This is a genomic window from Methylotenera oryzisoli (genome assembly GCF_004661485.1).
Taxonomy (GTDB): Bacteria; Pseudomonadota; Gammaproteobacteria; order Burkholderiales; family Methylophilaceae; genus Methylotenera; species Methylotenera oryzisoli.
In genome coordinates, this window is the sequence record NZ_PQVH01000002.1 from 208,199 (window position 1) to 232,443 (window position 24,245).

The 24,245-nt window shown below is 44.1% G+C and carries 21 protein-coding genes and 1 tRNA gene; 14 read left to right on the top strand and 8 right to left on the bottom strand.

From position 1 onward, the window contains the following. The first annotated feature begins 5 nt into the window (after nucleotides 1-5). The 5 genes from C3Y98_RS01860 to hxlB all read left to right on the top strand — a co-directional run bounded on the left by C3Y98_RS01860 (nucleotide 6) and on the right by hxlB (nucleotide 5,592). A complete protein-coding gene (locus C3Y98_RS01860) occupies nucleotides 6-692 on the top strand; it encodes a response regulator transcription factor (protein ID WP_135276435.1) in 687 nt (228 codons plus the stop codon). A 270-nt stretch (nucleotides 693-962) separates the two neighbouring features. Continuing rightward, entirely contained in the window at nucleotides 963-2,990 is a 2,028-nt protein-coding gene (locus C3Y98_RS01865; RefSeq protein ID WP_135276436.1) for a CHASE2 domain-containing protein, read from the top strand. An 85-nt stretch (nucleotides 2,991-3,075) separates the two neighbouring features. Beyond that, nucleotides 3,076-4,029, top strand: a complete 954-nt coding sequence (gene tal, locus C3Y98_RS01870) for a transaldolase (RefSeq protein WP_135276437.1) — start codon at nucleotides 3,076-3,078, stop codon at nucleotides 4,027-4,029. A 264-nt stretch (nucleotides 4,030-4,293) separates the two neighbouring features. Beyond that, the gene (hxlA, locus tag C3Y98_RS01875; protein ID WP_036302738.1) at nucleotides 4,294-4,926 is read left to right on the top strand and encodes a 3-hexulose-6-phosphate synthase; all 633 of its coding nucleotides are present in this window, start codon (nucleotides 4,294-4,296) and stop codon (nucleotides 4,924-4,926) included. Nucleotides 4,927-5,052: 126 nt separating this feature from the next. Further along, nucleotides 5,053-5,592, top strand: a complete 540-nt coding sequence (gene hxlB / locus C3Y98_RS01880) for a 6-phospho-3-hexuloisomerase (RefSeq protein ID WP_135276438.1) — start codon at nucleotides 5,053-5,055, stop codon at nucleotides 5,590-5,592. A gap of 56 nt (nucleotides 5,593-5,648) precedes the next feature. On the opposite strand, the gene C3Y98_RS01885 is transcribed toward hxlB, so the two are convergent. Further along, nucleotides 5,649-6,371, bottom strand: coding sequence for a HisA/HisF-related TIM barrel protein (locus C3Y98_RS01885; RefSeq protein WP_135276439.1), 723 nt, complete (start codon nucleotides 6,369-6,371; stop codon nucleotides 5,649-5,651). A 200-nt stretch (nucleotides 6,372-6,571) separates the two neighbouring features. Here C3Y98_RS01885 and C3Y98_RS01890 point away from each other — a divergent pair, with 200 nt between their 5' ends. The 5 genes from C3Y98_RS01890 to C3Y98_RS01910 are packed head-to-tail and all read left to right on the top strand — an operon-like array spanning nucleotide 6,572 to nucleotide 11,204. Further along, nucleotides 6,572-7,648: an ATP-grasp domain-containing protein gene (locus tag C3Y98_RS01890; RefSeq protein ID WP_245234289.1), complete on the top strand. Its 1,077-nt coding sequence runs from the start codon at nucleotides 6,572-6,574 to the stop codon at nucleotides 7,646-7,648. Continuing rightward, nucleotides 7,645-8,697: a hydantoinase/oxoprolinase family protein gene (locus C3Y98_RS01895; protein WP_135276440.1), complete on the top strand. Its 1,053-nt coding sequence runs from the start codon at nucleotides 7,645-7,647 to the stop codon at nucleotides 8,695-8,697. The genes C3Y98_RS01890 and C3Y98_RS01895 overlap by 4 nt, the downstream gene beginning before the upstream one ends. After that, nucleotides 8,694-10,121: an aminodeoxychorismate synthase component I gene (pabB, locus tag C3Y98_RS01900; protein WP_135276441.1), complete on the top strand. Its 1,428-nt coding sequence runs from the start codon at nucleotides 8,694-8,696 to the stop codon at nucleotides 10,119-10,121. The genes C3Y98_RS01895 and pabB overlap by 4 nt, the downstream gene beginning before the upstream one ends. 31 nt (nucleotides 10,122-10,152) lie before the next feature. Then, nucleotides 10,153-10,800, top strand: coding sequence for an amino acid kinase family protein (locus tag C3Y98_RS01905; protein WP_135276442.1), 648 nt, complete (start codon nucleotides 10,153-10,155; stop codon nucleotides 10,798-10,800). Between the two features lie 26 nt (nucleotides 10,801-10,826). After that, on the top strand, nucleotides 10,827-11,204 hold the full coding sequence (locus C3Y98_RS01910; RefSeq protein WP_135276443.1) for a 4a-hydroxytetrahydrobiopterin dehydratase: 378 nt from the start codon (nucleotides 10,827-10,829) through the stop codon (nucleotides 11,202-11,204). A 38-nt stretch (nucleotides 11,205-11,242) separates the two neighbouring features. Here C3Y98_RS01910 and C3Y98_RS01915 read toward each other — a convergent pair whose 3' ends face one another. The 4 genes from C3Y98_RS01915 to C3Y98_RS01930 form a co-directional block, all read right to left on the bottom strand. After that, on the bottom strand, nucleotides 11,243-14,374 hold the full coding sequence (locus tag C3Y98_RS01915; RefSeq protein WP_135276444.1) for an efflux RND transporter permease subunit: 3,132 nt from the start codon (nucleotides 14,372-14,374) through the stop codon (nucleotides 11,243-11,245). 155 nt (nucleotides 14,375-14,529) lie between these two features. Further along, nucleotides 14,530-15,594, bottom strand: a complete 1,065-nt coding sequence (locus C3Y98_RS01920; protein ID WP_135276445.1) for an efflux RND transporter periplasmic adaptor subunit — start codon at nucleotides 15,592-15,594, stop codon at nucleotides 14,530-14,532. Nucleotides 15,595-15,640: 46 nt separating this feature from the next. Next, nucleotides 15,641-17,050 carry a TolC family protein gene (locus C3Y98_RS01925; RefSeq protein ID WP_245234290.1) on the bottom strand — a complete coding sequence of 470 codons (1,410 nt, stop codon included), beginning with the start codon at nucleotides 17,048-17,050 and terminating at the stop codon, nucleotides 15,641-15,643. A 66-nt stretch (nucleotides 17,051-17,116) separates the two neighbouring features. Beyond that, nucleotides 17,117-17,365, bottom strand: coding sequence for a hypothetical protein (locus C3Y98_RS01930; protein WP_135276447.1), 249 nt, complete (start codon nucleotides 17,363-17,365; stop codon nucleotides 17,117-17,119). A 222-nt stretch (nucleotides 17,366-17,587) separates the two neighbouring features. Between C3Y98_RS01930 and C3Y98_RS01935 the strand changes: the two genes are divergently transcribed. Next, nucleotides 17,588-17,672, top strand: a tRNA-Leu gene (locus C3Y98_RS01935). A 174-nt stretch (nucleotides 17,673-17,846) separates the two neighbouring features. Here the strand turns inward: C3Y98_RS01935 and C3Y98_RS01940 are convergent. After that, on the bottom strand, nucleotides 17,847-19,256 hold the full coding sequence (locus C3Y98_RS01940) for a sensor histidine kinase (RefSeq protein ID WP_135276510.1): 1,410 nt from the start codon (nucleotides 19,254-19,256) through the stop codon (nucleotides 17,847-17,849). Between the two features lie 23 nt (nucleotides 19,257-19,279). Beyond that, nucleotides 19,280-19,987, bottom strand: coding sequence for a response regulator transcription factor (locus C3Y98_RS01945; RefSeq protein ID WP_135276448.1), 708 nt, complete (start codon nucleotides 19,985-19,987; stop codon nucleotides 19,280-19,282). A gap of 197 nt (nucleotides 19,988-20,184) precedes the next feature. Between C3Y98_RS01945 and C3Y98_RS01950 the strand changes: the two genes are divergently transcribed. Beyond that, nucleotides 20,185-20,715 (top strand): Spy/CpxP family protein refolding chaperone, encoded by a 531-nt coding sequence (locus C3Y98_RS01950; RefSeq protein ID WP_135276449.1) that lies wholly within the window; start codon nucleotides 20,185-20,187, stop codon nucleotides 20,713-20,715. Between the two features lie 161 nt (nucleotides 20,716-20,876). Here the strand turns inward: C3Y98_RS01950 and C3Y98_RS01955 are convergent, their stop codons facing one another. Beyond that, the gene (locus C3Y98_RS01955; protein ID WP_135276450.1) at nucleotides 20,877-21,506 is read right to left on the bottom strand and encodes a hypothetical protein; all 630 of its coding nucleotides are present in this window, start codon (nucleotides 21,504-21,506) and stop codon (nucleotides 20,877-20,879) included. A gap of 756 nt (nucleotides 21,507-22,262) precedes the next feature. Here C3Y98_RS01955 and tig point away from each other — a divergent pair. Together tig and clpP are read left to right on the top strand one after the other, a co-directional pair. Then, a complete protein-coding gene (tig, locus tag C3Y98_RS01960; RefSeq protein ID WP_135276451.1) occupies nucleotides 22,263-23,567 on the top strand; it encodes a trigger factor in 1,305 nt (434 codons plus the stop codon). Beyond that, on the top strand, nucleotides 23,568-24,212 hold the full coding sequence (gene clpP / locus C3Y98_RS01965; RefSeq protein WP_135276452.1) for an ATP-dependent Clp endopeptidase proteolytic subunit ClpP: 645 nt from the start codon (nucleotides 23,568-23,570) through the stop codon (nucleotides 24,210-24,212). Nucleotides 24,213-24,245: the final 33 nt, after the last annotated feature.

Below are 24,245 nucleotides of genomic sequence, written 5' to 3' on the forward strand. Positions count from 1 at the left end.
TATAAATGAAAATTGCATTGTTGGAAGATGATTTGGCATTTGCCGAGGTGTTGGTAGAGTGGCTACAACAAGATAATTTTGAGGTGGATCATTTTAAAACTGGGCTAGATTTCTTACGCCAGTTCTCACATGAGCAATATGATTTATGTGTGTTTGATTGGGCTTTGCCAGACATGGAAGGACCAGATGTCATGGTGAGCATTAAGCTTAGAGCTAAAAAGCTACCCCCCATCATTTTTTTTACTGGCAGGTCTGAAGAGCAGGATATTGTTCGTGTGATTGAAGCTGGCGCAGACGACTATGTGGTCAAGCCAGCCAGTCGCCCTCTTTTAATGGCGCGTATTCATGCACTATTAAGACGCACATCCAATCAGTTGGTTGATAAAACGAATTATGAATTCGGTGCATTGACATTTGATACTAAGTTGAGGGTAGCAACACTTGCTGGAGAAGAGGTAAGGTTAACTGACAAAGAGTTTGATTTGGCATTGTACTTCTTGAAAAATGAAGGCGCTTTGCTATCAAGGGTGCATTTGATGAATGTGGTGTGGGGTGCCACTTCTGAGGTAGAGACGCGCAAGGTAGATGTACATATTAGTCATTTACGCACGAAACTAAAGTTGACGTCAGAATATGGCTGGAGATTAACTTCAATTTACCAGCAGGGCTATCGCTTAGAGCGTAATCGTTAGCGAGTTGCTATTGTTAGATGCAGACAATTTACAAAACTTAACAAATCAGTATTGCTAGATATTGAAAAAAATAGGATGGTTCATGGTATTTTGTGCGTCAGTTACAGTTTGAAAAATAACCTGCATGATAACCATAAAAATAAAGAAACTTTCCCACTGTATAGTAGATTTGCCATTCGGCTTGGCAAGTATTGCCGTTGCGGATGAGAGATTTCAATCTTGCGTTGTTGCAACTCATTCACACAATCACTATAAATCTGTAAATGATTTATGCAAATAAACGATCGGTTTTTTACAGCCATTGCACTTGCCCTCATAGCTTGTACCTTTAGTTTAAGCGAAGTTTTAGTTCGGTTTGATCATTTTTATTATGATTTAGGGCAGCGCCTAAGTTTTAAAAATGCACCAGACAATATCGTGATTGTTGCAATTGATGAGGCGAGTATCGATGCGATTGGTAACTTGCCTTGGTCTAGGCGGTTCCATACTGAGCTTATCAATCATTTAATCAATCAGAAACCTAAGGCAATAGGCTTTGGTGTTGTCTTTTCTGAGCCAGAGCGCGATGCTAAAGAGGTCGACTACGCTTTTGCGCAAGCGATTAAACGTGCCGGCAATGTCGTCTTGCCTGTTTTGCTTGAGGCTCCTTACGTGGGCGGAGCCGTTAAGCAAAGTCTACCTATTCCGCCGTTGGCTTCTGCTGTGGCTGGCTTAGGTCGCCTGAACGTTTCGCTAGATGCCGATGGCGTTGCACGCAGCCTTTACTTATGGGAAGGTGTGTCTGCAGCTGACTTATCCACGGTAGGCTTGCCACACTTTTCACAATCAGTATTGCAAGTAGCTCACCTACTCCCTGCTTATATAAATACGGTTCCTCCTGTTATTCACCCATCGAAGTTGAGTGCTCTAGATGATGCTGCGCAACGCTTGGTTTCTTATTCGCCGCGTAAAGTTGATTTCTTCGGACCACCCAGACACTTTGATCAGATATCTTATGTAGATGTATTGGCCAATAAATATTCATCTGGTTTTTTCAAGGATAAGATTGTACTGGTCGGTGTGACGGCATTAGGGGGCGGTGATGTATTGTACACACCAGTTTCAAGCTACTCACAACCAATGCCCGGTATAGAGTTTCATGCTAATGCAATAGCCGCCATGCAGGACTCTTCATTGGTGGTGGATGCGCCAAGCTGGGTCGTCACTATGCTATGTGCATTATTGGCGATGTTGCCTCTATTGTGGCTGCCTAGAATGCCACCTTTGAAATCTGTTGCATTGATTGCAATATATTTTTCTACGATTATCTTAGCTTCACTTTCTATTATGCATTGGTGGAGTGTATGGATTCCCGCTTCAGGTGCATTAGCCGCTGTATTGTTGGCGTATCCAATCTGGAGTTGGCGCAAGCTTAATTCTGCTCAATTATCATTAGATAAAGAGTTGCAAAGATTACGTGATGAGTTGGCGGCCTTGGGGATGGTGACAGAGGATAGCTTAGACGAGGCTAATGTTGACCCGTTGCAATCAAGAATTTTAAAGGTGAATTTAACTGCACAGCACTTGCGAAATTTGCACAAAAGTAGAAACGATACCTTAGCATTCATTTCACATGATATTCGTGCACCGCTCGGTGCCGCAATGATGTTGCTAGATAAGTTCGAAGCCAATAAGTACTCACAGCGTATGAGCAAAATGTTAATCCGCGCGCATAGTATGGCTGAAGGATTTTTGCAGGCATCACGTGCGGAGATGGCAAATGTGAACAGGTTCCATGAGCTGGATATGGTGAGCCTCACGCAGCAGGCGATTGATGATGTGTATGAAATATCGATGGCAAAGAAACTTAAGCTGCACAAAGACTTCCCGGAAGAGTGCGTGTGGGTAAGAGGCGATTTTGGTTTGCTGTTGAGGGCGGTTTCAAATATCCTGCTGAATGCAGTTAAATACTCACCAGAGCGCGGCGTGATCAGTGTAATCTTAAACAGCAATGAGCAATCGATGGTGCTGAAAGTGATTGATCAGGGCCCTGGAATCCCTGCAAAAAAAATCGCCAAAGTATTTAAACGCTTTAGTCGGGCAGAGGGCGAGCATCAGGCGCAGGAAGGCAGTGGTTTAGGTTTATATTTTGTGAGTGTCACTATCAAGAAGCATCGTGGCAGCGTTTCTGTTCATAGTGAAGAAGGGCGTGGAGCTACTTTTATCGTTTCGCTACCGTTGGAGCGTCGTAAAATTAATCGACCTATTGAATACGATCGCAGAAAGCATCATGTGTCGCCATTTAATGACACCATATAGTTTTTAACATCATTACTTTTAAGATATAATCTTGCTCTTGATTTTGTATATGAGTTGTATTCAGATAATTTTTTAGGAGGCAGTAATGGCTAATTTGTTAGAGCAATTAAAATCTATGACCACTATCGTGGCAGATACTGGTGATGTTGAAGCGATTAAGGCTGTTAAGCCTGTTGACGCAACAACAAACCCATCATTAGTGCTAAAAGCAAGCCAATTGCCACAATACGCACCTTTAATCGACGCTGCTATTGCATACGCAAAAGCACAAGGCGGCACTAAGGCTGAGCAAATTGACAATGCAGCTGATAAATTGGCAGTATTGATTGGTACAGAAATCACTAAAGAAGTACCAGGTCGTATTTCAACAGAAGTTGACGCACGTCTATCTTTCAACTTGGATGCAATGGTGGCTAAAGGCCGTAAATTGATCAAACTTTACGAAGATGCAGGCGTAAGTAAAGATCGCGTGTTGATCAAATTAGCATCAACATGGGAAGGTATTAAAGCTGGCGAAATCTTAGAAAAAGAAGGCATCCAATGTAACCTAACATTGTTGTTCGGTTTCGGCCAAGCGCGTGCATGTGCTGAAGCTGGTGTGTTCTTGATTTCTCCGTTCGTTGGCCGTATCTTAGACTGGTACAAAGCTAAAAACCCAACAACAGAATACACACAAGAAACAGACCCAGGCGTGGTTTCAGTGCGTGCTATCTACCAATACTACAAAGAGCATGGCTATAAAACAGTGGTAATGGGCGCTTCATTCCGTAACACTGGTGAGCTAGTTGCTTTGGCTGGTTGTGATCGTTTGACAGTTTCACCAAACTTGTTGCAAGACCTAGCTGCTACAGAAGGTACATTGACACAAGTGTTGAAAGATACAGGCGCGACTAAAACAGCTCCAGCAAAAATGACTGAAGCTGAGTTCCGCTTTGAATTAAACCAAGATCCAATGGCAACAGAAAAACTTGCTGAAGGTATTCGTGGTTTCGTTGTTGACCAAAACAAACTTGAAGCAGCATTAAGCGAAAAACTTTAATACTTTGGTATTATTTTTGTAATTAAAGCGTAATCGTATCGCTTTAGAATTGACATAAGTTAGCTGGGCATTTAACATAAGTGTCCAGTTTTTTATGAGGCCGAATTTAGGCACTTAAATTCGAACTAGTGAAAGTCGAAGCACAGTCAATCTTAGTTGATTATCTCGTCATAAATTGCGAGTGTTAGTTAAGTGTGATGTGGAGCGAGTTTCGCAAAATAGCAATAAAATGTAATTCTTAAAATTATTAAACGGAGAAACACCATGGCATTAACACAAATGGCATTAGATTCATTAGATTTCGACGCAACAGTTGCATTAGCAACAACAGTTGCTCCACACGTGGACATTCTTGAAATCGGTACACCATGCATCAAGCACAACGGTATCAAATTGCTTGAAACATTACGTGCTAAATTCCCAAACAACAAAATCTTAGTTGACTTGAAAACAGCTGACGCTGGTTTCTACGAAGCTGAGCCATTCTACAAAGCTGGTGCTGACATCGTTACTGTATTAGGTATTTCTGATATGGGTACAATCAAAGGTGTAATTGATGCTGCTAACAAATACGGCAAAAAAGCACAAATCGACTTGATCAACGTTGCTGACAAAGCTGCTGTTACTAAAGCTGCTGCTGCTGCTGGCGCACACATCATTGGCGTGCACACTGGTTTAGACCAACAAGCTGCTGGTCAAACACCATTTGCTGACTTAGCTTTGGTTGCTGCTTTGAACCTAGGCGTTGAAATCTCAGTTGCTGGTGGCGTTAAAGCTGCTACAGCTAAACAAGTTAAAGACGCTGGCGCAACAATCATCGTTGCTGGTGCTGCAATCTACGGCGCTGCTGACCCAGCTGCTGCTGCTGCTGAAATCACAGCTATCGTTCACGCTTAATTTAAGCTCTTTTCAATAAGTTTTTATTGAAATGAACGATTAAAAAATCCTGACTCAGTAATGGGTCGGGATTTTTTTTGGCATTTTAAGTATTCTCTAAAATCATTGATTCGATAAGGAAATATCATGAGTAGTAGTCAAAAATTAATTTTAGACAAATTAACAAGCATCCTAGCTGAAACAGACAACTCTAAATCAGCTGAGCTATTGAAGCTGGTTGAAGGCGCAGGCCGTACATTTATCGGTGGCGCTGGCCGTTCTTTACTTGTATCACGTTTCTTTGCGATGCGTTTAGTACATGCTGGTTACAATGTAAGCATGATCGGTGAAGTGGTAACGCCAGCAATTAAAGCAGGCGATTTGTTGATTTTGGTTTCAGGTTCAGGCGGTACAGAAACATTATTACCATTCGTGAAAAAAGCAAAATCAGTTGGTGCTAAATTAGTAGTGATTTCTATGAAGAAATCTTCACTTATGGCTGACGCAGCTGATTTAACGATTCAAATTGGTAATGACAGCAGCTTCCCGTTAACTAACGGTATGCCAATGGGCTCACAATTTGAGCTTTCAACATTACTTTTCTTGGAAGCTACGATTGCAGATTTGATTTTTGCAAAAGGCTTAACTGAAGAAGGTATGCGCGCTATCCATGCAAACTTGGAATAGTCGCAAGCTGTAGTTGCTATATCTGTTAAAAAAGCCCGACTAGTCGGGCTTTTTTATTACTTGAGTGATACTAGCTGTTGGTGGGTTAGCTGCTTTGCGTGCAGGGCTGTGGCCATCAGCGCGCCATTTACGCCTAATGCCTTTAACGTATTTAAATCTGCTATATCTCTAACGCCACCGGCTGCATATAAGTTAAAATCTCCTGCCATTGCTTTGAGGTCTGATAGTAGTGCTTGGTTGGCGCCTTGGTTGGCGCCTACATGCGCTAGCGACATGACAATAATCTCTTCCGGCCAATACCTTGTGCTTTCTAGTAAGGCTTTTGGGCCTTGATAGCCAGTTGGCATGAAATCAAGCGAGAGTATGGTTTTGCTGCTACTGGCATGGTAGATATCAAGGTATTGCTCGATACTTGAAAAGTTTTCACTGCCTAGAATGAGTTTTGCAGGCAGTTGCGACCATAAATCAAGTTCATTTGTATTGCTGATGCCCGCATCTAACCATAGTGTTAAGTTAGGGTAGTGCTGCGCGATAGATGTAATCACACTAAAGTTGTTAGTTTGTGTGCAGTCTTGTGTGTTGCTAAGTTTTTGTATCGCGTTCAGATCTGCAATGTAGAGCTGCTCAAAAGGGTAAAGCGCAAGCAATGCGGCAACGATATCTAAAGGTTGGCTTGAGGGGGTAAGTGCGGATGCGATTGGGTGATAGTTGTGACGCTCACCTTTCTTTGCATGAACGACAGTACCGTTTAAAAGATCAATCACTGGAATTATTTGCATTAATATCTCAGGAGGCGTAATGGTTGGGATGCTTGGCTTATATGTTTTTAGTGCTAGCCACTTTGTTTAATCTATATCTTAGCCTACACTTTCAATGGCTATAGATATTGGTGATTCAGCGCGTATTATCTCAGCTTCTGTGTGCTTTGGCATACAACTAAGCAATACCGTGGCGGCTTTCCTATTTGTAAGCCATATATGTGCCATATGCCAAATTATGTAATTTAAGAGGAATATTCATCATCGAAGCATTAAAAAAAATACTAGTTTGTGAGTACATTACCGGTGGCGGCCTTGGTACCGAAGCACTCTCTGACTCTTTGGTGAAAGAAGGCACGCTGATGCGGGATGCTTTGCTGCGTCATCTGGCTGAGATAAATCAATTTGAGATTGTCACCTTGCATGATGCCAGACTTCCGCCGTCGCCATTAGCGAGCCATAGTATTGCAGTAGCAGCTGGACAATTTAATCATATTTTTACCGAAGCGCTGTCTAGTGTGGCGCAAGTGTGGCTGATTGCTCCGGAAACTAATGGTGTTTTACTGGAGTTAAGTGAGTTATGTTACGCAAGCCATGACAAAGGTGCCTTATTTCTAGGCTGTGGCTTTGATGCCACCTTAATTGGCACTAGTAAGACGTTGTGCTTTGAGGCCTTGCGCGAAGCTAAAATTTATACCTTACCAGTATATGCAGGGGAAGACCTGGTTGCGGGCAAGTGTGAACAACTCAGTACGGAAAATATCAATTCTTGGGTCGCTAAACCAGAGGATGGCGCCGGTTGCGATGGTATTCGCTTATTTGATTCCATTGATGATTTAACGCGTTGGGTTAAGCAAGATGAGCGCTATTTGAACTATTTAGCACAGCCTTATCAGGCTGGAGTCGCTGCCAGCTTTTCTATGTTGTGCCGTAATGGCAAGGCTTGGCTGTTAAGTTGTAATGAGCAGCATATTACACGCGATGACGATCATTTTAGGTTGTCTGGAATTACGATTAATGGCATGTCAGCCTATTGGCAACGCTTTGAAACGATTGCCAGAAAAATTGCCAAAATGCTGCCAGATGCACTGGGTTATGTTGGCGTGGATGTGATTGTTGACACTGAGCATGACGATAAGATTTATGTGATTGAAATTAATCCGCGCCTAACTACTAGCTACGTAGGGTTGGAGCAGGCGATAGATTATAATCCTGCTCAATTAATCATGGATTGTGTATTAAGCGATAAATTCTCTATGCCGAATCTAGCCAGAAAGCAGGTATTCATTCCACTATGAATCAGCAACGTATCATAGGTTGGGATGTTGGCGGGGCACACCTGAAAGCGGTGTTAATCAACGCGCAAGGTCATGTGTTGAATGCCAAGCAGGTCTATTGCCCTTTGTGGCGTGGGCTAGACGAGTTGGGGTCAGCCATAGATGCGATTCTGCCTGAAATGCAGGCTGAGTCGCACGTGGTGACCATGACAGGTGAATTGGCTGACATATTTCCAGATCGGCACAGCGGCGTGTTGGCGATTGCGCAGACTATGCAGCGCAAGCTCAGTGCCGTTAACTGTGAAGTGCAGCTGAGGTTTTTTGCAGGCAAGCAGGGATTTGTAGTGTTGGAGCAGGTTGCACAGGTGACAAGTGATATTGCCTCGATGAACTGGTTAGCCAGCATGCAATATTTGGCACAAAAATTACCGCAAGCTATTTTTATTGATATTGGCAGTACCACGACAGACATTGCACTGTTAAGTGACGGTAAGCCAAACGTGTTGGGTTTAACCGATGCAACACGCATGCAGTTTGATGAGTTGGTTTATACTGGGGTTGTGCGCACGCCACTGATGGCTTTGGCGCAAAAAATACCGTTTGCTGGGCAATTAGTCAATGTCGCTGCCGAGCACTTTGCGACCACAGCTGATGTTTACACCTTAACTGGTGAGTTATCAGCAGATGAAAATATGGCAGACACAGCAGATGGTACAGATAGAAGTGTGGCGTCCAGCGCACGGCGTATTGCCAGAATGGTGGGTTGGGATGCCCATGACGCACCCTTAGCTACTTGGATAGCGCTAGCCCATGCGTTTAAGCATGCACAACTTAATTTGGTGCGGCAGGCTGTATTAACGAAGTTGTCATCTAAACAAAATACAGCGCCTACTTTACAATTGATAGGCGCAGGTGCTGGTGAGTTTTTAACTGCATCACTTGCACAGCAGTTAGATGTTCCCTATCGCTCAGCCAGTGATTTTATTAGTGCAGAAAGTGGTTTGATCAAGAATATGGCGAAGGTTTGTTTCCCGGCTTTTGCAGTCGCTTCACTGGGGCTGTCCAGATGAGTTTGTTAACGCATCAATTGCATTATCTCGCAGATAGTGCACAGTATTTTGCACGTATTGCACACATGCCTTGGGCAATGTTTTTAGATAGTGGGCAGTTACCGGACCCAGTAACGGGGAAAGCAGGTAGCCAATATGGCCATTACGACATTCTGGTGGCTAAGCCGTTTATTACATTCACCAGCAATCGTGAGTTCACAGAGGTAGTAAGTAAAGATAATAAGCATACATCGCTCGAGGATCCGTTCAAGTTAGTGAATGATGCTTTAACGCCGCGCCATGCTGATCAATCAGCGTGGCCGTTTACCGGCGGAGCAGTTGGTTATTTTGGCTATGATTTAGCCAGGCGGCTGGAAAAACTAGAAAATACAGCAGCAGATGATGGCTTAATCCCACAGATGCAAATCGGTATTTATGACTGGGCGGTTATCGTGGATCACCGCGCCAAAACAGCGCATTTGGTTTCAAATGGTTTTGACCGCCAAACTCGCGATGATTGGCAGTCGCTATGTACATTATTTGACGGCGTTAGCGAAGGCGATACTACAAAGTTGGCTAGTTTTGAAGTGACGTCTGCGGTACGTTCCAACATGGATAAAGTGGCTTATGCCGCAGCTTTTAATGCAATCAAAACCTATATTCATGAAGGCGATTGCTATCAGGTTAACTTGGCGCAGCGATTTTCGGCGATGGCGCGCGGTGATGCCTGGACTTTTTATCAGCAACTAAGAGCAATAAGCCCGGCACCCTTTATGGCATATATGAATTTTGGGCATATGCAGGTGGTTTCTGGGTCGCCAGAGCGATTTTTGCAAGTGGTAGATGGGTATGTGGAGACGCGGCCAATTAAAGGCACTAGGCCGCGCGCTGCTGATGCAGCGCAGGATGCGCTGTATGCAAATGAGCTACTCACCAGTCTGAAAGACCGTGCAGAGAATCTGATGATTGTAGACTTGCTACGCAATGACATTAGCAAGAACTGTAAGACCGGCTCGGTTAAAGCCGATAAATTATTTCAACTACAAAGTTTTGCCAATGTGCATCACTTGGTGAGCATCGTGACGGGAGAGTTGTTGCAGGATAAAACTGCAATCGACTTATTACGTGGCTGTTTTCCTGGTGGTTCAATAACTGGTGCACCAAAATTACGCGCCATGCAAATTATAGAAGAGTTAGAACCACATCAACGTGGCGTATATTGTGGCGCGATTGGTTATATCGGCTTTGATGGCAATATGGATACCAATATTGCGATACGTACAGCGGTATATGTGGAAAAACAAAATGGCGAAGGTGAAATCAGCTTTTACGCTGGCGGTGGTATCGTTGCAGATTCAGATGTTGAAAAAGAGTACGTGGAAACTTGGGATAAAGCCTCCAGTATGCTAAAAGTAGTGGGGTGTTTCAGCCGTAAGGCTGATTAACTTTAAGCCCTAAGTTTAAAAGGGGTCGCCTATGTGGGTAGTAAAATTAGGGGGTAGTTTACTGGGCTCGCCAGAGTTGTCGCGCTGGCTGGAAATGCTGGTTAAGATTAGCGATGGTAAAGTCATTATCGTGCCGGGGGGTAGTGTTTTTGCCGATGCTGTGCGTGTGGCGCAACAGCGGTCTGGGGTGAGTGATGCCCTTGCGCATCACTTGGCGCTACTAGCCATGGACCAGTTTGGCTTACTACTTACTGGGATTAACCCTGGTTTGGTTACGGCAAGTAGCGAACTGGAGCTTGCCGAGCGTGGCTGGCAGCATAGGGCGATTGTCTGGTTGCCGAGTAAAATGGTCTTGGCTGATGATGCGATTGCTAAAAACTGGCAAGTGACATCTGATAGTTTAAGTGCATGGCTAGCCCATAAAATTGGCGCAGAACGTTTGCTTCTGGTGAAATCTAAACCCCTGAGTGATTACGCAAATTCAACATCGGTGCTACTGCAAACCTTGGTGCAGGATGCGTTGGTGGATGTTGCATTTAGTGATTATTGCCTTGAGCAACGATTTCAAACCTATGTGGTACATAAAACCAATTATGCCGCTGTTGAGCCGATATTGAGTAAGCGCCGCATGGATGATGCTAGTGTTGCCTCAGAGCATGTGCTGCTTGTTGATTATTAAGTTGGTCGTTAAAAGAAAGTTGTATTATGTCTGCATCTCCTGTTTTTTCTGCGCAAGAAGTTGAAGTAAGATTATCTGCGGAGCTGCCGCACTGGTATTTGGAAAACGGCTGGATACGACGCAAGTATAAAACTAGCGGCTGGAAAGCCACGCTCATGGTGGTAAACACGGTTGGGCATTTAGCAGAGGCGGCGTGGCATCACCCAGACTTAACGGTATCTTATGCGTTTGTTATCGTGAAATTATGCACGCATGATGCGAAAGGCATTACCGAAAAAGACTTTGAGTTAGCAAAGAAGATTGAATCAGTCATCGCATGGCAGCCAGCTAAAGAGGGTGGTGCTTTAACAGGCACACCAAACGATGATGTGCGATTTAAATATATTAAATACGACGATAAATAGTATTTAACTGCTTTGCTGTCCTCCAGTTTTCTGTCTTTTTAGAACTTATCGCTACGCTCAAATTTGCCAAAGTGCAGCATAATCGTTGGCAATATCAATAAGTTAAGTATCGTCGAGGTGACCAAGCCGCCGACGATAATCGTGGCCATTGGACCTTCAATCTCTCGGCCAGGTTCGCCGCTGCCAACTGCTAGTGGTAATAAGCCTAAGGCCGTAACTAGCGCTGTCATCAAAATGGATGGCAGGCGTTCAGAGGCGCCACGGATGCACGTTTCTAGACCCCATACGCAATTCTCTTCATCGACCAAGTGCTGAAAATGCGATGCCATCATAATCGAGTTCCGCAGGGTAATGCCAAACAGCGTAACAAAGCCAACTAATGAGCCTAATGAAATCCATCCACCTGTTAGCATGACGGCAAGTACGCCGCCAATTAGAGCAAAGGGTAGGTTGGCAAACGTGAGCAGTAGGTTGCGCAAACGTCCAAATGCGATATACAGCATTAAAAACACACTGACGCCAGCCAGTGCTGATTGCAGAATGAGTTTCTCCCTAGATTTCGCATTGGCCTCCGCGGCACCAGTAAACTCCAAATAAGTACCTGGGCTTAGCGTGAGTTCCGAGTTTAAGCGCGTTTTCAGCTCACTGGTGAATGAGTCAATGTCGCGGCCAGAGACGTTAGCCGTCACAGTTTGGATGCGTTTAGCCCCAGCGTGTAGTATCTTAGAACGGCCGTTTTCTTGTACGATGTCTGCAACATCACGTAATCTGAATAGTTTGCCTTCGGCATTAAATAGCGGCAGATTACCAGCTTCTTGTACGTCATCTCTCGCTTCTAAATCTAATACTACGCTAACGCCAATCACGCGGTTGCCTTCATAAACCTGAGTAATAGGTACGCCTTCATAGGCTGTGCGAACGTTATCCAGCACGTCTGTTGGATATAAACCCAGTTGCGCCATTTTTTCGGGCCGCAGGCGCACCACTAATTGCGGGGTGCCAGGCGGCGACTGTACGGTAACATCAGCCGCACCTTTAATATCATTTAGGATTCTCGCGATGTTATTGGCATCGCTATCTAAAGCGTCCAGATTTTGTCCGTAAATGTTAATCACTGTACTGGCAGCGTAACCAGAGATGGTTTCTTCAATACGCTCGGTTAAAAAGGTGTTAATGGCAAAGTTGACCCCGACAAAGCCAGTTTCGGCCACGCCGTCACCATCGTGATCAATATCTTCGCCAGATAACTCTTCCCTAATATCCGTGAGGATGCGGCGCTGTTCTTGGCCCGAGATTGCACCGATTTCAATTTCAAACTCGCTATAGTGTGTGCCAAAAGTGTCTGCAGCATTCGGTGCACGGCCTACCCATTGGGTGACTGACTTCACACCGTCAATTTTACGTATGGTCTCGGAGACTTTTTTACCAATACGTAACGACTCTTGCTCCGAGGTACCAGGTACCGCTGTCATATGCATAATGTAGTGGCCTTCATGCAATGCAGGAATAAACTGGCTTTTAAATAACGGTAAAGTGCCTAGGCCAATAGCAATTAAAATGAAACTGGTGGCAATCACCACTTTGTAGTGCGCATCAACTTTCATCAGCACTTTGACATACATGCTTTTGAACATATGAATGAGTGGTGGATCTTTTTCATCCAGTTCCGCATTGCCCAACATCAGGTAGCACAGTGCAGGGGTCAATGTGAGCGCAACAAACAGCGAAGCCATAATGGCTGCAATATAAGCCAAACCAAGTGGTGCAAATAATTTTCCGGCAACGCCACCTAAGGTGAGTAAGGGTAAGAATACTAATGCCACAATAAATGTGGCATAGACGACGGAGGTACGCACCTCCATTGAGGCATTGAATACTACTTGATAGGTAGGTAACGGCTGCTCAAGCAAGCGGTTTTCACGCAACCGTCTAAAAATGTTTTCGGTATCAATAATCGCATCGTCCACCACTTCACCCAGCGCAATGGCAAGGCCGCCCAATACCATAATATTTAAACCAATATTAAAGTAGCTCATGATCACAATCGCAGTGAGCAGTGATAATGGGATAGCAGTCGCAGAGATAAAAGCGGTGCGCACATTGAATAAGAATAAGAAAAGAATGGTAATCACCAGCACTGAGCCAATTAAAATATCCGCACGTACCCCGCTAATGGCTACTTCAATAAAATTAGCTGGCCTGAATAAGCCTTGGTGTAGCTTGATGTGTTCAGCGCTTAGGTTAGGTTCTAGTTCTTTCAATGCGCGTTCGACTGCTAGCGTTACGCCATGTGTATTGGCGCCAAGCTGGCCTTGTACTGAAAGGTAAACACCGCTCTCTTCATTAATAGCTGCTGCACTGATGGATGGCGCCGCGCCATCAACCACCTTGCCAATGTCTCCTAGCCTGATGGTTTGCCCGTTTTTATGAAGTAATGTGACGAGCGCCAGTTTTTCTGGGGTAGTGGATTGACCTTCGGTGTTAATGACGATGCGCTGATTCTTGTTCTCGATATAACCACTGCCGCGCACCCCCGTGGCTTTTTTAACGGCCTCTTCCACTTGCAGGAGCGAGATGCCGTAACGAATCATTTTTTCAGGGTCAACCTGTACTTGCAGTTGCTTGACCTTGCCGCCAAACACATTCACGTCTGCAACCCCAGGAATCGCAAGCAAATGCGGCACGATGGTCCAATCCACTACGGTGCGGATTTCTGTAAGTGAGCGCGTTTTTGATGTGAGGCCGAATCCTAGTACGGTGCTCGCTGAGGAAGTGAGCGGAGTGATATTAGGCGTGATGCCTTGCGGTAATTTGTTCGCTAGCGTTGCAAGGCGTTCCGCAATCACTTGGCGATTACGGTAAACATCGGTTGATTCATCAAAGATAATCGTGACGATAGATAAGCCCGGAATTGACTGCGAGCGCATACTCTTAATGCCCACTGTGCCAGCAGCGCTAATCTCGATGGGCTGGGTGACCAAGCTTTCAACTAACTCTGCGGATAAGCCAGGCGACTCGGTTTGAATAATAATCTGGGTTGGAGCAAACTCAGGAAATACATCAAGGTTGCTGCGCGTTAGGCTAAATAAGCCATACACAATAATCAGCGTGGCTAAACCAATAATGACGCCACTAAAACGGATTGAGAAGCGAACTAATGCTTGCATCATAGTGAGCAAGCCTCTAGTGAGGTCTTGATGCAATCTAAATGATGGAAGCGGTGAACTGAAGTAATTGTTCGCATGGCTAGTCCCTTGTTTTTTTCAGCGTTATGGTTAGATGCGCTGTATTATTTTTTATCTAAATGTAGCTAGCAGAGGCTATTTTAATCATCATTCTCGTTCATGATTTGTGATTTAAACTCTTCAGATAGCAATAGCTGTGCACCGCTGACGACTACTTCATCATTAGCTTTTAGGTTGCCTTGATAGAACCAACCGTTTTCTACTTCAATATCGGTATGAATCGGTTTACGTCTAAACGCATCATCCCCAGTTTTTTGATAAACCCATGGTTTTCCTGCGTACCAAACGATGGCATTGTTCGGGATCACGACACCACTACTTTTTTTACTGGAAGTAGCAGTAATGGCATTGACCTGCATGCCAGTACGTAACTCATTAGTAACGGCGTGATAGAAGTAGGTTTTGCCTTGTATCGTGCTGTTGGTGATAGGGGCAGGGGATATGTAATCTGCACGCATGGTGTGCGAAGGTGCCGCGGTTGGCGCAATGGTAATGCTGCTGTTTAATTGCGGTTCAGCTGCATCAAACGGCAGCGTGGTTTGAATCAGCACTTTTTTGTTTGAGATGAGCGCTTGTAGTAAATCACTGGCTTTGGGATTGGTAGCATGTTGTGCAAGTGTATCACCCCATAGTTGGCGCATGCTGTCTGCAATGTTTTTGGCGTTGGACTCAGCTGCAGCGATTCTCGTTTCATCCGCTTTGGCATTGGCTGCTGCGTTAGCCACCACTTTGTCTGAAACATTTTTGTTATCTTGATTGAGTGTTTTGAAGCGTTCTAATTCATTTTTATTATGGTTAAACGAAGCTTTTAAAACATCGATTTCTGATTTTATTGTCAGATAACGATTGCGTAGTTCAATTAAGGTATCGATGTTCACTACGTTGCCATAAGTGCTGATGCTAGCTTGGTGAGCGCTGGCTTTGAGTGGCGCAGTGAAAATGTCGCTTTGCTTTTGTGCGGCAGGGCTAATACTAACGACTGCAAGCCCGTCTTTATTGGCCACACGATTGATTGTTTCAATCTCTTCTTCTGTTTGTTCGGAAATGGCTTCAAACTCATCTTTTCCATAAAAGACCAGTAGCCAAAACAGCATGATAATTAAAAAAGCTTGTAAGCCAATAATAATGGCAAGTTTACGATTCATTCAGGTTATCTCCATCATGCGGCTAAGTTTTACGCTGCAAAGCCTATCAATCCTTGCGTACAGCATTAAAAGCATTAGGTTGAATACCGCGTTCATTCAAAGGGTGCTGTAATGTGTTTTCCAGATTGTTAATGGATGCGTATAGCTGGAAGTTGGCTAGCGCTAGGCTTTTCTGAGACATTAAGTCTTCTAGTTTTGCCATGGTGAGTTCAAGTCTGTCAATCTCACCGCCCGCAAATAGGCGTTGCATACGGTTGGTATTGTCTTGCTGTAGTGTGTACAGCCTTTTGTAATCCGCCAACGATTGCTGGGTTTGCGTTAATTTAGCCTGTGCCGCATGTGTTTCGCTAATGATGCGACTCTGTAAAGACTCAAACTGCGCTGCCTCGACTTCACGCAATTGGTTTGCTTCAGCAATGGCGTATTTATTTTTATTAAGTATGGTCATTAGGCTAGACAAGCCTAATGACCATACTTGACTACCAAACTCATAAGTATAGGAAGGGCTGACAGTGATGTCAGGGTATTGCTTTGCGATTTCCAGTTTGAGCTTGCCTTCTGCAACTGCGTAGCGTTCTAGTGCAATGCGTAAATCCAAGCGGTTTAATAACGCAGTTGATTGTGGATTGGCTACCAAGCTAGGGTTCGCACTCTCGATAATCTTTTCAGCGTTAGGTGCATCTGCAAATGTCATTTGCTGCACTACGCTTAACGGCAAACCTAAGCTACTGGCTAACTTTGTGGTGAGCACCAGTTTATTTTGTTGCTGCGTGTTTAAATCAGTATTTGTGGTTTGTAGCAACAGTTTGGCGTGGCTTAATTCAACTTTTGAAGCCAGTCCTAAGTCCTGTCGCTTTTGATACATAGCAACAATATCTTGCCTGTATGCCAGCTCTTGCGCTAGCGCACGCAATTGCGCTTGGTTAAATTGAAGCTCGTAATAAGTTGTGGCAACTTGTGCGCGTAAATTCCATGCGGTTTGTGCTACTTCCAGCTTGGCGGATTCAGACAAATGCTGTGCATTCTCAATGCGAATGCTACGTTTATTAGCGGTTACAACCGGTATGTCGATACTTAAGCCGTATGTGTAGGGACTAATATCGCCATTGGCGTTATCACTTTTGCCATAATTGCCACTTAATGTGGGCAATGGCCTAGCACCTGCAGTTGCTTGCGCGGTTTCTGCGGCATGCCATTGTGCACGAGCAACGTCTAAATTAGGGTGAAAGAACAGTGCACAATAGATGAGCTCATCTAAATTCCATTGTGTAATCGGAAATGTACTTGGGGTGTAATTATTGTCAGCCAAATATTGCTTGAACTGAGCGCTATCGGGATGCTTATTTTCAATCTTATGAATGAGCGCTTGCTGATCAATCGGCTTGGCGATGTATTCCAGAAAGCCGCATGCAGATAGTGCCAGTGGCAGGCATACCAGCCAAAGTCTAGTGTGCATAAGCTGAAATCTAACTTTGCTAGAGATTAAATGCATGCGCTGATTGCGTTAGCCGTACTTTTAAAACTAACTTACAATTTCTGCATGAACTGCATCCAATGCATCCTGTAGCGTTTCTTCATTTAATTGATTGATGGATGTTGCAAGAATATCAGCTGCTTCAACAGTAGAAATAGGTAGGTTATGACTATCCATTTCAGCAATTAGCCCAGCAGCAACGCCAGCAATCTTTAATAAAGCTTGTCGCTCGCGCATTAAGAGCTCAAGCTCCGTGCGCAGCATGTTGATTTCGTTTTGATTGATTGTGTTTGGCATATATTGAATAACTTTTATTTATAAATTGAGTATAGTACTAAGTGTATTTTCTCACAATCATTGACCGCACTGTTAGTTATTCAATATTCAAAGTGACTGAAAATAACAATTCGAAAATAAATTAGCATATTTTTTATATTATCCCTTTTCGGAATGGGATAACTTGATATACAATGGCGTCCTTGTTTGAACGACAGCATTTAAACGTTGTTCAGATGCCTAGCGAGAGTGGCGGAATTGGTAGACGCACTGGATTTAGGTTCCAGCGCCGTGAGGCGTGAGAGTTCGAGTCTCTCCTTTCGCACCAGAATTAGCAGTAAAAGTTAAAACCCCATATATTTGTGACTTTTGTCATTTAGTAATGGGGTTTTTCTTATTTCTAGGCTTGGAATTGATAGTCTTGAAATTATCATCGCATTACGCGTGTTGATGAGAAGTCTAGCGTAGTTAGTTACATACTTAGTGGTAAGTAGCTTCGTCGCTAGCAGGGCAGTGTTATATCAACACAAAAGCCTGTGGGGTTAAGGTTATGTGCACATACATGTCCGCCATGTGCCTCAATCACTTGTTTTGTAATTGCCAGCCCAACGCCATGCCCCACGGTTTGACTACCCGAAATCCCTCTAACAAACGGTTTGAATATATCTTCCAGCTCTAGCGCATCAACACCAGCGCCTTCATCTGTAACGACAATATGCAGGCAGTTGTCAGTCGTGTCTTTATAGCAGCTAATGTTGATGGCGCTACGGTTAGGCCCATATTTAATGGCGTTGCGCACCACGTTCTCTATTGCTCTGTATAACAGGTCAGCTTGCCCCTCTAGGTTGTGTTCATGTGCTAGCTCCATACGCAGCTTGATATCTTTGGATGCTGCCTCAAACTGTGCATCCTCTACAATGCTGTGCAGAAGCTGATTTAACGCCAGTGTTTCCTTTTTGATTTGTACTGCGCCGGATTCCAGTCTGGATAGTGTTAATAGCTCCCCAATCAATCCATCCATGCGGTTAGCTTCCAGCGTGATGCGGTCAATAAACGCATTAACTTTGTTGGGTGTTTGTTTGACTAGCCCCAGTGCCATTTGAATTCTGGCAAGTGGAGAGCGTAACTCGTGTGAAACATGATGCAGTAACTTGGTTTGGCTTTGCAGTAAACTTTCCAGGCGCGATGCCATTGCATCAAAATCATGGCCCAAATCCGAGAGCTCATCACGTCGCCCACCCATTGCATTGGCGACACGTACATCTAACTTGCCATGTGACGCCTGCTCAAATGCGCTGCGCAAAATGTTAATCGGTTTTGAAAAATACCAAGCTAATAACGCCGCAAATAAAAAGCTGACAACCACGCCGCCCAGTAGCGGCATTGTTGGGAAGCGCGCATGTGGTTTGCGCGGAGTGCCTCTGTATTGCGCTATGCTGTCAGGCGGCGGCAAGTGTGCGTTGCCTGTTACATTTGGCGTGCTGTGATTACGCTCTGAAGATTTAGCGGTAGGGCTAGGGGCAGAGTTGCGTCCATTGTCCGGTACAAAAAGCAAAAATGATTGCCCGTTGCCTAATGCTATTCGTTTTACATGCCGTTGGTACTGGTCGTCGCGCACTAACTCCAGCGCTGTGTCAAAGCTTGCTTTGCTGTAGCTGCGATCTAACAGCTCTTTGCCTTGGCTATCGATTGCCATGAGCGGCGGCATTGGGCGTTTTTGCCAGTTTAGTAGCAAGTGCTTGAGCGCATCTACCCCGCCAAATTGTAATGTGGATGCGGCAGCTTCAACCAGTGAGCGTGCAGGCGGTGATATCTCTACACCGGTGCTTTGCAAAGCTTCATGGCGATGCTGTAGCCAAATTGCAACGCTGACTCCTGTAACCGCAGTGAGTTGGGCCACAAGGAGAAACATAAAGAACTTCCAAAACAGCCTGTTCATGATGATTTGATCGGCAGTGTTTTAATCAATTGGTAACCCATGCGGTAGACGGTCTGAATACAGTCTCTACCATCTTTTAGCGTGCCAATTTTTTGCCTGATGCTACTCATATGTACGTCTATGCTGCGATCAAACCTTGCTAGAGGTTTGCCCATGCCGAGCTTAGCTAATTCCTTTTTGCTTACAACGTGACCGGCATTTTTAGCCAGTACTTCCAGCAGGTTAAACTCGGTGCTGGTCAGATTGATTTCGTTTCCATCTAACTCTACGCGGCGCTGCTCTGGCCATATGGTTAGGTCACCTACGGTGAGCTCGCTGTCAACCTGTAAATTGTCCTGCGCTGGTTTGGCTCGCCTTAAGATTGCACGAATGCGCGCGGTGAGTTCACGCGGCGTGCACGGCTTAGGCACATAGTCATCTGCACCTAATTCCAGGCCGAAAAAACGATCAGACTCATCCCCTCTGGCGGTGAGCATAATGACAGGTATATGACTTGTTTTGCGAATGAGTCCCAGTGTTTCAATGCCATTCATTTTAGGCATCATCACGTCCAGCACTGCTAGGTCAAATTGATTGCTAAGGGCTAGTTGTGCGCCGGTAATGCCATCGTTAGCTGTTGTCACGTCAAACCCTTCAGTGCATAAAAACTCTTTAAGCATAGCTGTGAGTTCAACATCATCATCAATCAGTAATATTTTGTGCATGGTGACATAGGGATTTGATTATATAGATGCGACATCATAACGATGACAATAAGTCCACGACAATAGCATCGCGGGACATTTACCTAACTTTACTATTGCTTAACCTGCATTTACAAGCGACCAAGGCAAAATGCAACTGTCATTTGATTGGTTATTTTCCAACCATGATACTTAATTTATTCATCTGGAGACTGTAAATGAAAATCACCACCCCAATTTTAGTATTAGCATTGGCTGCAATCGCTATTCCATTCGCCTCAAATGCAGAGCCTGCAAAACGTGATCATTGCGAGCATGCTGCAAAATCACATAGTGCCGGAAGGTTCTCGCACGATGCGTTTGCAACAAGAGGCTTGCCGCGGCATCTGGCTGCTCTGAATCTATCAGATAGCCAGCAAGATAAAGTGTTCGAGTTAATCTATCCGCAAGTACCACAAATTAGGCAATCAGAGAAACAGCGTGAACAGTTAATGGTTGAGCTTAAAGCCCTCTCAAGCTCTGCTTCTTTTGATAGTGATAAAGCTAAGCAGATTACAGAAAAATTAGCTGACATTGAACAAGAAGCAATGTTTAACCGTGCAGCTACAGATAATCAGATATTTTTGATTCTGAGCCCTGAGCAACGTAAGCAGTTGGCTGAAATAAAGCCGCATCATGCTGATGGTTTTAGCAGAAGCAGATTTCATCATGGCTCAGATCAAGCAAAAAAACTAGAGCGCTTGCTGTAAGTTAAGCATGTAAGTAATAAAGCGATCACGCTTACTCTTGATTGTAACTGGTCGTGACTGATGTTGACTGCATCTAGGTGTTTGCTGGGGAGTAACAATCCACCAAGCACCCAGATGCAATATTTATTTAAAACAAAACATAGTAATGCGCAGTACCAGCTTTATGCTGTTGTGTTAATCACATTGCCAGACGGCCCTTGTCCTGATAGCTTACTTGATAATGCTTGTAAAAATGACTCAAGATCGCTACTGGTAGAGGATTGCTTCCCCAATGCGCTCATTAGCTCGCTAAAGCTAGCGCTTAAAGCGTCATTCTCTGCATCAGTGCTGTCAGTAGATGTGCTGCTCGTGTTACTAAGTTGCGCAATCAGGCTTTGCAGTTTACTTTCTATGTCGCCCATGCCCATGCCCATTGGTGGAGGCGGTGGCATGTTGCCGGCTTCTGCAGATGAATCCACGCCTGTGCCATTTTGTGATTGCAGCGCTGCCATCAAGTTGGCCATAAACTCACTTAGGGCAGAGCTAGCGTCAGTGGTTGATGTTGTATCTGAGCTTGATTCTGTGTCGCTGGTTGAGGTGTTCGTACTGTCGGCATCTTTTAATATAGATGAAAGACCACCGCTAATGCCTGCTGCTTTGAGTGCACTGTCAATTGCACCTAGCAATCCACCTCCATCTTTGCCATGGCGTGATTCATCTTCTGGCTTAAAACGCGCATCTGTAGTGCCTGAGCTCACTTGAGAGGTTTGGTATACACTGTTAGTAGATGAAACATTGTTAATGCTTGTCATAATAATCGCTCCTAATTAAATGAAATTTTAAAAATGCTACTCGTACTAAATCAAACAGATCGCAGTGCTTAATCTTGTGCGTTATGAATGCATGCATGTTTAATCAGTGGCGTGAAGCAATGTCGATAATCGGTTTTTAAAGCAGGTTACGTTGAGTAATTACTCAAAAATAACTTGAGTCTTGTTAAGTCAGCGTGATGAGTTAAGATTGTTTGTGGCCGTAATATCGACAAATGGTATCTTATTGAAATGAATGTAAACTTATGTAAGGTTGTGTAAAGGTATATATCAGCGTTCTTTAAATGATGCTTAGGCAAGAGGCATACTCGATGTTGCAGCCAAAATGCACTGGCGACAACTCAAAAATCAGCACTTAAACTGCTGATTTGCCAAAACGGATTCACAGTGTGCAGCAATTTCCTTAAGTAGGTTTAATGCCTGTGTTTATATATGTTTTTATCTTGCTTATTTCATCTAGACTTCATGGGTTTTCTTGTGTAACATCCACAGTCTTTCAACCTTAATTGTTTAGTAAGGTTTTGAATTTTTCAGGTAATCTACCTGAGTCTATTAAAACATTAAGCGACAAATAGGTTGTAGGCGTTAAAGGCTAGTTTGATATCTTGTTGCCATATGGCGTGATAGCAAACGATAACTTTTTCGTCCCCACTTACTTTATAAATAGCATGATTGTAGATAGCGCTTCATAACGGGCGCTTATTTGTGATGTGCAGTTAAGAATTTAGGAATGACAGCATGGCTCTGAATGTTGAAACCCTCAGCAACCTTGAACGTAGAATTACTATTAGCGTTCCTTTGCAACCGCTAGAGGCGCAAATTAAACAAAGATTAAATCAAGTTGCACGTACTGCAAAATTCTCTGGATTTAGACCAGGTAAGGCTCCTATGGGCTTGGTTAACCAACATTACGGTAATCAAGTGCGTGATGAAGTTTACTCAGCAGCGGTAGAAAAAAGCTTTGGTGAAGCGGTAGATGAAGCAAAATTGCGTGTTGCTGGCTTCCCTAACATTCAGCACAAACCATTTGATGCTGCATCAGAAACACTAGAATACACAGCAACTTTTGAAGTGTTTCCAGAAGTTGTGTTGGGTGATTTGTCAAAAGTTAAAATCGAGCGTCCAGTGCTTGAAGTTGGCGACGCTGATGTGAAAAAAACATTAGACGTGCTAGTTAAGCAACGTGTGAAGTTTGAGCCAGTAAAACGTGCAGCTAAAAAAGGCGATCGCGTTAATGTAACGTTAAAAGCCTTCATGGACGGTGAAGAAGTAGAATCTACTGGCGACAATGGTATCGATTTGGTGCTTGGTGAAGCTGGCCGTATGTCTGCGTTTGATGATGAGTTGATTGGCGGTAAAACCGGCGCAACTAAGAAATTCGACATCACTTACCCTGAAGACCATAATCCTGCACAATTGGCAGGTAAAACAGTTGGTTACGAGGTCACCTTCGTTTCTGTTTCACAACCAGTGTTGCCAGAAGTAGATGCGGACTTTGCAAAAAGCCTAGGCGTTGAAGATGGTGATGTTGAAAAAATGAAAGCAGAAGTTGCAGAGAGCCTGAAGCAAGAAGTTGCTAAGCGCGTAAGTGCAAAATTAAAAGAGCAAGTATTCCAAGCACTAGTGGAATCAGCTGATTTTGATATTCCGCGTATCTTGCTGGAAACTGAAATCAACCGCATGATGCAAACTACTGAGCAAAATCTGAAACAACGCGGTGCAGATTTGGCTAATATCCAGTTAGAGCCTGGCATGTTCGAAGATCAAGCAAAACGTAGCACTAAATTACGTCTGTTGCTTGGTGAGTTGATTAACACCAATGGCCTGCATGCAAATGCAGATCAAGTACGTGCAATGGTAGATGTGTTCTCACAAAGTTTTGAGCGTCCGGCTGACGTAGTCACTTGGTACTATGCTGACCACAAACGTTTAGACGAACCTGCTGCATTAGCAACTGAAGAGAACGCAGTGAGCTGGGTGTTGTCTCAAGCTAAAGTGACTGATAAAAAAGTTAAATTTGATGATCTAATGGGAAACGCGTAAATGAATAAGCACCTGCAACCTCAAGCTCAATCTGAATTAATCACCACTGGGTTGGGATACATCCCTATGGTGATTGAGCAAAGTGGTCGCGGTGAGCGTTCATTTGATATCTACTCGCGCTTATTGAAAGAGCGCGTGATTTTCTTGGTTGGCCCTGTGAACGATATGTCTGCAAACCTAGTGGTTGCGCAGTTATTGTTCCTAGAGGCCGAAAACCCAGATAAAGATATCTCGCTCTACATTAACTCACCAGGCGGCTCAGTAACAGCTGGTATGTCTATCTACGACACAATGCAGTTCATCAAACCAGACGTAAGCACTTTATGTATTGGCCAGGCGGCAAGTATGGGTGCATTTTTATTAGCGGCTGGGGCGAAAGATAAACGTTATAGTTTGCCAAACTCTCGCATTATGATTCACCAGCCTTCTGGTGGATTCCAAGGGCAGTCATCAGATATCGAGATTCACGCGAAAGAAATTCTTTACTTACGTGCGAAACTGAATGATATATTAGCCCATCATACAGGTAGAACAGCTGAAGAAATTGACCGTGATACTGAGCGCGATAATTTTATGAGTGCAGAGCAATCTGTCGCTTATGGATTAATCGATAAAGTAATCGGTAATCGTAACGAAGCTGTTTAAACTATTAATTTGATTATAGGCGCCTAATTTCAG